We start from the raw sequence: 9,538 nt of genomic DNA, 5'->3' as shown, positions 1-9,538 counted from the left end.
TTTTGTTTAGCGACCATAGCGCTGTGGCCCCACCTGATCCCATTCCGAACTCAGAAGTGAAACGCAGTTGCGCCGATGGTAGTGTGGGAGTTCCCATGTGAGAGTAGGACATTGCTAAACTTCTATTAAGAGAAGCCCGATTCATAAGAGTCGGGCTTTTTGCTATTTAAATTTTGAAAAAGTCAGAGAATAGTAATAGCGCTGTAGCCCCACCTGATCCCATTCACCTTCCTTGCCGCGGCGCTTCAGAAGTTGAGTCTGCTCATTGCCATCCATGGCAACGCGGCGACATTAGTACATCCATGTACGTCACGCAGTTGCGCCGGATGTAGTAAGTGTGTGGGTGTTTTTCTCTTTATGTGAGAGTAGGACATTGCTAAACTTCTATTTAAAGAAACCCGTAGCTTAAGCTACGGGTTTTTTGCTTTGTGGGATTTTAAAAATTGTAGTTGCGCCGATGGTAGTGTGACTTATGTTGCAGGTAAGCCCATGTGCGAGCGTAGCGGGACATTGCTAAACTTCTATTAAGAAAAGCCCGATTGATAAGAATCGGGCTTTTTGCTGTCTGGGATTTGAAATAATTACTAATAAGCGCAATAAATTTCGAAGCGCGAACAAGCTCCCTGCGCGAATAAATTCCCGCCTACAGGTTTAAATTAACGCGTACCGGGTGTATGTAGGCGGGATTTCAATCGTGCAATTTATAGGGATTTCAATCGCGTAATTTATAGGGATTTCAATCGCGTAATTTATAGGGATTTCAATCCCGCATTTTTGAAATCGTGCATTTTTTAAGGTGCGAATAACTATTGGCGCGAATAAATTTCGAAGCGCGAACAAGTTCCCGCCTACAGGTTCAAATTACCGGGTGTATGTAGGCGGGATTTCAATCGCGCATTTTGTAGAGATTTCAATCGCACATTTTGTAGAGATTTCAATCGCACATTTTTGAAGGTACGTCGTGTACCGTCAGTATTGTCTAATAAGTCATATCCATGTGATTAGTACATCCATGCAGTTGTTACTATTTTGTAAATTACTCCCTGCATTACAAATTAGTAGCAACATACTTTGTGTTTAGATCTGATCTGTCAATTGTATCGCACGAGTATATTTTTCCGGAGTAGGGGGACCTACTTCGGCACTCTATTTATAGCCATTGATTTTCTTTGTGATTGTTCAACGTTAAATTCTAATCATCCCCAAACTACGTAGACATCTTACTTGCCTTATATACAAAATATGCAGTTATAGTTTGTCAGCGTTCGTTAAGAGAAAAGTTTTTAACTTATTCACTTGATTTTAATGTTGTTGCCCTCAGATATGTATCAATCAAACAAACCCGCTCTGTACCTAGTACATGCAATGGTTTGGCGTCCAAGTAGGCGTCCAAATAGGTATTTAACAAAAGGTCGATAAAATGACAGTAGAAAATAAGCCAGTAAAACATGAATTTGCGTCAGATAACGCCAAGATACTTCACTTAATGATCCACTCACTTTATTCTAATAAAGAGATATTCCTACGTGAATTAGTGTCAAATGCTGCCGATGCTGCGGATAAGCTGCGTTTTAAAGCATTATCTGATAATGCTTTATATGAAAATGATGGTGATTTACGCGTACGTGTTAGCTGTGATAAAGAAAATAACACCATCACTATTTCTGATAATGGTATTGGTATGAACCATGATGAAGTAATCGAACATCTGGGTACGATTGCAAAATCAGGTACTGCTGAATTTTTCTCAACATTATCAGGTGATCAAGCCTCTGACTCACAACTTATTGGTCAATTTGGTGTTGGTTTTTACTCATCTTTTATTGTTGCAGATAAAGTAATTGTTCGTACTCGTAAAGCGGGTGATGATGCCTCTGAAGGTGTCGAATGGATAAGTGCCGGTGAAGGTGAGTTTACTACCGCGAAGATTGAAAAAACTAATCGTGGTACCGATATCATTCTTCACTTAAAAGAAGAGGAGTCAGAATTTGCGGATGATTGGCGCTTAAAGTCAATTGTTACTAAATACTCTGATCATATCTCAGTATCCGTAGAAATGTTAACCAATGAAATACCAGCGATTGAAGCCGTTGCTGAAGTGAAAGATGACGAAGGCAAGGTAACTATGCCAGCCATTGATGCTATAGATGCAGTACCTGCACTATGGGAAGCTGTTAATAAAGCAACGGCTTTATGGACACGCGAAAAGGCAGATATTTCCGACGACGAATATAAAGAGTTTTATAAACACGTCTCTCATGATTTTAGTGACCCACTTTTATGGGAACATAATAAAGTTGAAGGTAAGACTGAGTACACTTCTCTACTCTATATACCTAGCAAAGCACCCTTTGATATGTATAACCGTGAAAAACAACATGGTCTTAAACTGTTTGTTCAACGTGTCTATATTATGGATGATGCTGAGCAGTTTATGCCAACGTACTTACGTTTCGTTAAAGGCTCATTAGATTCAAATGATTTACCCTTAAACGTTTCTCGTGAAGCTTTACAAGATAACAAGATTACTCAAGCTATTCGTAAGGGTTGTACTAAGCGCGTATTAAAAATGCTGGAGAAGTTAGCTAAAAAAGATGCGGATAAATATCAAGGCTTTTGGGATGAGTTTGGTCAGGTATTAAAAGAAGGTCCTTCTGAAGATCACGCTAATAAAGAACAAGTAGCAGGATTATTACGCTTTGCTTCCACTAAAGAAGATGTAGCAGCGCAAAATGTATCACTTGCTACTTACATTGAACGCATGAAAGAAGGCCAAGATAAGATTTATTATGTTGTTGCTGATAGCTTCGAAGCGGCTAAGAGTAGCCCGCATTTAGAAGTATTCCGTAAAAAAGGCATTGAAGTATTATTAATGTCTGACCGCATTGATGAATGGTTAGTAAGCCATTTAACAGCGTTTGATTCTAAGCAATTACAGTCTGTTACTCATGGTGGTTTAGATCTGGGTGATATGGATGACGCTGAAACTAAAGAAGCACAAGAGAAGCTTGAGAAAGAGTATGACTCTGTCGTTAAGCGCATTAAAGTGTGCTTAGAAGGAAAAGTTAAAGAGGTTAAACTTTCTCAACGTCTTACCGACTCTCCTGCTTGTATCGTCGCTGATGATAATGACATGACTAGCCAAATGGCTAAGTTAATGGCATCGGTTGGTCAAGAAGTGCCTGATACATTACCTATCTTTGAAATCAATGGTGAGCATGACCTTATTAAACATATTGCCGATGAACAAGATGATGATAAATTCGGCCAGTGGGTTGAAGTATTGTTTGACCAAGCAATGTTAGCGGAACGTGGTAGCTTAAAAGATCCTGCTAGCTTCGTATCTCGCTTGAATAAATTAATGTTAAGCCTAACTAAGTAATTATTTAATGGTAAGTTAAATTATTAGATAATACTTTAGTCTTAAAAAGGAGGGTTTCATGCATGAAACACCTCCTTTTTTGATCAATCTGACCTATCACTACTTGTTTGCAAATAGGCTAGCTTGTATAGTATCTGCCGGCTTTATGGGAAAGCTAAGAAATATTACCTTTGCTCGATCAATGAAAATTTATAGTATTGAATAAAGGTAATATTTTCTTTAACACTTCAACCATCAATTTAAGGTTACATAATATGCGCATTGTTTTATTAGGTGCTCCAGGCGCTGGTAAAGGCACACAAGCACAATTTTTAATGGCTAAATTTGGTATTCCACAAATTTCAACGGGCGATATGCTCCGTACTGCAATTAAAGCCGGCACTGAACTAGGCAATAAAGCTAAAGCCGTTATGGATGCAGGACAATTAGTTTCAGATGATTTGATCATCGGCTTAGTAAAAGAGCGAGTAGCTCAAGATGATTGTAAAGCAGGATTTTTACTTGACGGTTTCCCTCGTACTATTCCACAAGCGGATGCTATGAAAGAAAGTGGCATTTCTGTGGACCATGTACTTGAATTTGATGTGCCGGATGAAGTGATTGTTGAGCGTATGGCTGGCCGTCGTGTTCATTCCGGCTCTGGGCGTGTTTATCACCTTGTTTTCAATCCGCCAAAAATTGCCGGCAAAGATGATGTTACCGGTGATGATTTATCTATTCGTCCTGATGATGAAGAAGCGACTGTACGTAAGCGCTTATCGATTTATCATGATCAAACTAAGCCATTAGTCGCTTTTTATCAAGCGGAAGCTAAAGCGGGTAATTGTACCTACTTAACTATTGATGGCACACAAGCTGTTGAAAAAGTGAATCAGTTATTATTAGCTCAACTTGCTTAGTACCCAGTAATTGTATCGCTATTTAAGTGAAAAAAACTCGCCTTGGCGAGTTTTTTTGTTTCTAGGGTATAATTTATTGCTTACTTTCTCTGAGCATAGCAATGTGTGGTATGCCATCTTCTAAATACATAGCCGATACCTGAGCGAAACCATGTCTTTGGTAGTATGACTTTAAATGTTGTTGAGCAGAGATTTTAATCTCTTCGTTAGGGTGATATTGCTGGCAAAGTGATAATGCTTCTTTCATTAATTCATGGCCCAAGCCACCACCTCTCGCTTTATTGGCAATGACTACTCTACCTATACTGATATGGCTTGCATAGCTTTGACCTTTAGGTAAAATTCGCAGGTAAGCGACCAGTTGCTCTGCTTGATAACCTAAGAGATGTAGCGTTTGAGGGTGTCGGTCAAGCCGATTTTTTTCGCTGTCTAGATCTGGGTAATAACACGTTTGTTCAACGACAAAAACATCAATGCGCAATTTCAGTACATCATATAATTGATTAAGTGATAGTTCGGAGAATGCTTTACTTTGCCAGGTGGTTTTTATTGTCATATTGAGTCTGAAGCGTTAAATAGTTAACTGCTTTAAGTAACCATAATACTTGCGCTCATTCAGGTATTCTTTAATTTCTTGTTTATACTTTTTTATGCACAATTCAGGGAACTCAGTAGTGACTATTTTATTTAGTGCATAAGGCTCAAGAAAGAGTAAGTAGCCCAGTGGTAGGTAGCTAGGATTGAAGTTGCATTGGTATACAGTCGCTCGAACTTGGCTAGCATTATAAAAAGTCTGCTCACCATAACGTTTTTGTAGTCTTGGTAACAGTTGGTTGCCGTATTTCTTTATTGCTCTACGTTTAAACATAGCCGTTCCTTAGCTGGTACTATTTCTGGTGTTCTAGACAAATTAGCAGCTTATTATAATAAATAAGGTCAATAATCCATCGAGCCATTTTATTGCTCAGCATATTACACCATGTAGGGATAAAATGTAGCTAATAAAATCTATAATAATTCAAGGATTGATTATTTTTATTTTATTGCTATCAACAAAAAATTCAGCTTACTTGATAGGCTTTAACAATAGCGCCGCGCTGTCGGAGTATTTTAGCCCTTATTAATAGCTATAAAAGTTTCCAGTCTCTCAGGATGAAACTTACTGATGACAAAATTCAGGGAGTCTTTAAGTACCACGCCAATGTTTTTGACGGGTACTAGGTGAACTTTAGCCATAACAAAGCTTTGATCTGGGTTTGAATTAAATAGCATGAATGCGTTCAATAATGGCAGGTGAAGCTATTTGTTATGCCGCTGTTGTAATACCGCCATAACCTCATTGAGGTCGATATCTTGGTCGGCTAGGAGTACTAGGGTATGGTAAAATAAGTCTGCACATTCACCTAGTAGATCTTCTTTCGTTTCTGCTACTGCAGCAAGTGCAACTTCAACGCCTTCTTCACCGACTTTCTGCGCAATTTTGATGGTGCCGCGAGAAAATAAGTGTGCGGTATAACTGTCTTCTGGCTTATCATTTTTTCGGCTTGCAATCACTTGTTCAAGTTCACTGAGAAAGTTTTGCTGGGTTAACTTTTGCTCAGGAAAGCATGACTCCGTGCCTAAGTGACAACTTGGACCCATAGGTAAACAAGCAATAAGTAAACTGTCATTATCGCAATCAGTTAAGACTTGCTTAACGTTTAAAAAGTTCCCTGAGGTTTCCCCCTTAACCCACAAAGCTTGTTTTGAACGACTATAGAAGGTTGCTTTACCTGTGGTTAATGTGGCGGCCAAGGATGCTTGGTTCATATAACCTTGCATTAGTACGGCACCCGTTGCCGCATGCTGAATAATGGCAGGAATGAGGTTATTCATTTTCTGCCATGCTAAGTCATTAATATTGTCTTTGTTTACTAACATGGTCTCACCTCAATACGTTGTGCTTTTAAATAATTTTTTAACTCTTTAATGGCAATAACACCTTTATGAAAAACAGAAGCAGCGAGTGCGCCGTCAACATCGGCTTGTTGGTAGACATCACTAAAGTGCTCCATAGTACCCGCACCACCTGAGGCGATTAAAGGCACATTACATACAGCTCTTGCTTGTTTTAATTGCACAATATCATAACCTTGACGTACACCATCTTGGTTCATGCAATTAAGGACAATTTCGCCGGCACCTAAACTAACTACTTTTTCAATCCAGTCAAATGTGGTCCAGCCTGTTTGCTGAGTCCGCTTTTCATCACCAGTAAACTGGTAAACCTGATATTCCCCTTTGCCAGCATTAGCCTCTTTGTTATAAAAGCTATCAATACCCACCACAATACACTGCTGACCAAAAATATCGGCTAAGCGCGTAATTAGCTCAGGGTCTTGCAATGCTGGGGAATTAATGGATATTTTGTCAGCGCCCATCATCAATATTTCTTTAGCATCGGCTGCGCTTTTTATCCCACCAGCAACACAAAAAGGAATATCAATGACCTCAGCAATACGACTTACCCAGCTCTTATCAACCACGCGACCATCAGAGCTGGCAGTGATGTCATAAAAAACGAGTTCATCAGCACCTGCTTCAGCATATTTCTGCGCTAACGGCACTATATCACCGATTATTTCGTGGTTTCTAAACTGTATACCTTTTACCACTTTTCCGTCCTTAACGTCGAGGCATGGAATAATTCTTCTAGCTAACATGGGTTTTTCTCCGCTATAGCTTCTTTAGCTGGAGGCCAACAGGCAATTGCCTCTTCAAGGGTAAACTTACCCTCAAGCAATGAACGACCTAAAATAACAGCGCTAACACCGGTTGGAATTAACGCCTTAATATCGTCTAAGCTGCCAATACCGCCCGACGCTTGCCAGTCAATCTCTGGATATTTAGCACAAACTTCGCTATATAAATCAACATTAGTCCCCGTTAAAGTGCCGTCTTTACTAATGTCAGTACATAATACGTGCTTAATACCGGCATCTTGATATTGGGCAAGTAAATCTTCTAAGTTTACCCCGCTATCTTCAATCCAGCCATGAGTGGGCAGGGTTTTATTACCTTGGGCATCAATTTTTATATCAAGTGCTAGGACAATTTTTTCACAGCCGTAGGTTTTAAGCCATTGAGTCACTAGCTCTGGTTGTTTGATGGCTAAGCTGCCAATAACAACGCGATCTGCCCCTAATGCTAATAGCTGTTTTACATCATCTTCACAACGTACGCCACCACCTACTTGTATGATCATTGAGGGGTGATTGACTACGGTCTTTAATGTTGCTAATTGACGTTTTGTGCTGTCTTTTGCACCATCTAAATCGACAAAATGCATGACAGTAGCGCCGGATTTAGCATAAGCCTGTTGCCGCTCTTGCACCGTATATTCATAGTGGGTTTGTTGGTTATAGTCGCCTTGATACAAACGCACCACTTGGCCATTAATCAAATCAATTGCGGGAATCATCATAAGTTCGCAAGCTCCTGTGGCCCTAATTCTAAAAAGTTTTGAATGATCTTACTGCCCAAAGCACTGGAACGCTCAGGGTGAAATTGACAACCAATAAAGTTGTCTTTGGCAATAGCTGCTGAAAACGTACTACCATATTCACAGCTGGCAATGGTGTACTCACTTATAGGGGCGGCAAAACTGTGGACAAAATAAAAGTAATCACCCTCGGAAATACCTTTGAGCACGGGGTGGTCTGATATTTTTCTGAGGGTATTCCAGCCCATATGTGGCAACCTATTCCCTTGTGATTTTAATGGCTCTACCTTGGTGGGAATTAAGTTTAAGCAAGGCACTAGGCCATCACTTTTCCCTTCAGTTGAGGACTTATTACCTTCGGTTGATGACTCAGTCATTAACTGCATACCTAAACAAAAACCAAGTACCGGCTGCGTCAGTTTTTGTAAGACACTCACTAAGTTTTTAGCGTTGATATTAGCCATGGCATGCTTAGCACTACCAACCCCTGGGAGTATTACTTTATCCGCTTGTTGGATTAGCTCAATATTATCAGTGATGGTCACTTGATAACCTAAACGCTCAACGGCAAACTTAACTGAGGCTAGATTTGCGCAGCCAGTATCAACAATGACATTCATTCCTGCAGATACTTCCTTAGTCATTATAAAATACCTTTTGAGCTAGGCATCTCATCACCGTCTACTTTAATGGCTTGACCTAACGCTCGGCCAAATACCTTAAATAGACTCTCAACCTGGTGGTGGCAATTCCCTTTACTGGTTGATAAATGTAAAGTTATTAACATTGAATCTGCTAATGAGCGGAAAAAATGGCCAACCATCTGTGTTGACATGCTTCCGACATTATCTGCGGTGAAATCGGCATCAAATTCAAGCCATGGACGACCAGAAAGGTCGATGGCACACTCGGCGCGACATTCATCCATAGGTAAGACAAAACCAAAACGACCAATGCCACGTTTGTCGCCCAGGGCTTGCCTTAAGGCCTGACCAAGGGCAAGGGCGGTATCTTCAACACTGTGGTGCTCATCAATGTGATAATCACCACTGACGCTACATTGCAAACTAAAACCGCCATGAGTGGCTATTTGATCTAGCATGTGATCAAAAAAGCCTAAGCCCGTTGCTATATTATTGTCGCCTTTTTTATCTAAATTAACGGTGACCTTGATATCGGTTTCTTTGGTGGTCCGGGTAATACTCGCTATACGAGCTTGTGAGAATTTTGCTAAAACTTGTTCGCTCACTTGTGACCAATTGAAAATTTTTCGATCATATTTGATGCCAACAATGCCCATATTCGCAGCAAGACCCATATCGGTTTCTCTATCACCAATCACATAAGAATTAGTAAAATCAACTCTGCCTTGCTGTAAGTAATCGCTCACTAAGCCTAGTTTTGGTTTACGACAACTACAATTGTCTTCCTCAAAGTGTGGACAAAGTAATACGTCTTGAAAATTCACCCCTTGAGAACTAAATAGCGCCATCATTTTATTATGAGGCAAATCAAAATCAGCTTGTGGAAAACTACGGGTGCCTAAGCCATCTTGGTTGGAAACCATCACTAGCTTAAAGCCTTTGGCTTGCAGTTTTAGTAATTCAGCAATGACATTCGGCTCAAACACTAGTTTTTCTAAGCTATCAAGTTGTTTATCGATGGCCGGCTCTTCAACCAAAGTGCCGTCACGGTCGATAAATAATATTTTTTCTTGGGTCTTACTCATAAAATACTCTTCATTATGTTCGTTTATTAGCTTTATTACCGCGCTAA

At 40.0% G+C, this 9,538-nt stretch carries 9 protein-coding genes and 1 rRNA gene; 3 read left to right on the top strand and 7 right to left on the bottom strand.

The features are described 5' to 3' along the window. The first annotated feature begins 5 nt into the window (after window positions 1-5). The 3 genes from rrf to adk all read left to right on the top strand — a co-directional run bounded on the left by rrf (window position 6) and on the right by adk (window position 4,281). A 5S ribosomal RNA gene (gene rrf / locus ASU03_RS13230) occupies window positions 6-120 on the top strand. A gap of 1,300 nt (window positions 121-1,420) precedes the next feature. Beyond that, window positions 1,421-3,382, top strand: a complete 1,962-nt coding sequence (gene htpG, locus ASU03_RS13225; RefSeq protein ID WP_057832224.1) for a molecular chaperone HtpG — start codon at window positions 1,421-1,423, stop codon at window positions 3,380-3,382. Between the two features lie 254 nt (window positions 3,383-3,636). Then, window positions 3,637-4,281, top strand: coding sequence for an adenylate kinase (adk, locus tag ASU03_RS13220; protein ID WP_057832223.1), 645 nt, complete (start codon window positions 3,637-3,639; stop codon window positions 4,279-4,281). 73 nt (window positions 4,282-4,354) lie between these two features. Here the strand turns inward: adk and ASU03_RS13215 are convergent, their stop codons facing one another. The 7 genes from ASU03_RS13215 to hisB all read right to left on the bottom strand — a co-directional run bounded on the left by ASU03_RS13215 (window position 4,355) and on the right by hisB (window position 9,491). After that, the gene (locus tag ASU03_RS13215; protein ID WP_057832222.1) at window positions 4,355-4,837 is read right to left on the bottom strand and encodes a GNAT family N-acetyltransferase; all 483 of its coding nucleotides are present in this window, start codon (window positions 4,835-4,837) and stop codon (window positions 4,355-4,357) included. Between the two features lie 15 nt (window positions 4,838-4,852). After that, entirely contained in the window at window positions 4,853-5,149 is a 297-nt protein-coding gene (locus ASU03_RS13210) for a DUF6559 family protein (protein WP_057832221.1), read from the bottom strand. A gap of 431 nt (window positions 5,150-5,580) precedes the next feature. After that, a complete protein-coding gene (hisIE, locus tag ASU03_RS13205; protein ID WP_057832220.1) occupies window positions 5,581-6,201 on the bottom strand; it encodes a bifunctional phosphoribosyl-AMP cyclohydrolase/phosphoribosyl-ATP diphosphatase HisIE in 621 nt (206 codons plus the stop codon). Then, a complete protein-coding gene (gene hisF / locus ASU03_RS13200; RefSeq protein ID WP_057832219.1) occupies window positions 6,195-6,983 on the bottom strand; it encodes an imidazole glycerol phosphate synthase subunit HisF in 789 nt (262 codons plus the stop codon). The genes hisIE and hisF overlap by 7 nt, the downstream gene beginning before the upstream one ends. Then, a complete protein-coding gene (hisA, locus tag ASU03_RS13195; RefSeq protein ID WP_057832218.1) occupies window positions 6,977-7,744 on the bottom strand; it encodes a 1-(5-phosphoribosyl)-5-[(5-phosphoribosylamino)methylideneamino]imidazole-4-carboxamide isomerase in 768 nt (255 codons plus the stop codon). The genes hisF and hisA overlap by 7 nt, the downstream gene beginning before the upstream one ends. Then, on the bottom strand, window positions 7,741-8,406 hold the full coding sequence (gene hisH, locus ASU03_RS13190) for an imidazole glycerol phosphate synthase subunit HisH (protein ID WP_057832217.1): 666 nt from the start codon (window positions 8,404-8,406) through the stop codon (window positions 7,741-7,743). Before hisH ends, hisA begins: the two co-directional genes overlap by 4 nt. After that, the gene (gene hisB / locus ASU03_RS13185) at window positions 8,406-9,491 is read right to left on the bottom strand and encodes a bifunctional histidinol-phosphatase/imidazoleglycerol-phosphate dehydratase HisB (RefSeq protein ID WP_057832216.1); all 1,086 of its coding nucleotides are present in this window, start codon (window positions 9,489-9,491) and stop codon (window positions 8,406-8,408) included. Before hisB ends, hisH begins: the two co-directional genes overlap by 1 nt. Window positions 9,492-9,538 lie beyond the last annotated feature (47 nt).

Source organism: Colwellia sp. TT2012 (assembly GCF_001440345.1).
Lineage (GTDB): Bacteria > Pseudomonadota > Gammaproteobacteria > Enterobacterales > Alteromonadaceae > Colwellia.
This window is presented reverse-complemented; position numbering and strand designations above follow the sequence as displayed.

Bases quoted from the DNA above. Each gene is read 5' to 3' on its own strand.
- hisH (WP_057832217.1), bottom strand. From the start codon at position 8,406: ATGACTAAGGAAGTATCTGCAGGAATGAATGTCATTGTTGATACTGGC.
- hisB (WP_057832216.1), bottom strand. From the start codon at position 9,491: ATGAGTAAGACCCAAGAAAAAATATTATTTATCGACCGTGACGGCACT.
- adk (WP_057832223.1), top strand. From the start codon at position 3,637: ATGCGCATTGTTTTATTAGGTGCTCCAGGCGCTGGTAAAGGCACACAA.
- ASU03_RS13215 (WP_057832222.1), bottom strand. From the start codon at position 4,837: ATGACAATAAAAACCACCTGGCAAAGTAAAGCATTCTCCGAACTATCA.
- ASU03_RS13210 (WP_057832221.1), bottom strand. From the start codon at position 5,149: ATGTTTAAACGTAGAGCAATAAAGAAATACGGCAACCAACTGTTACCA.
- htpG (WP_057832224.1), top strand. From the start codon at position 1,421: ATGACAGTAGAAAATAAGCCAGTAAAACATGAATTTGCGTCAGATAAC.
- hisF (WP_057832219.1), bottom strand. From the start codon at position 6,983: ATGTTAGCTAGAAGAATTATTCCATGCCTCGACGTTAAGGACGGAAAA.
- hisIE (WP_057832220.1), bottom strand. From the start codon at position 6,201: ATGTTAGTAAACAAAGACAATATTAATGACTTAGCATGGCAGAAAATG.
- hisA (WP_057832218.1), bottom strand. From the start codon at position 7,744: ATGATGATTCCCGCAATTGATTTGATTAATGGCCAAGTGGTGCGTTTG.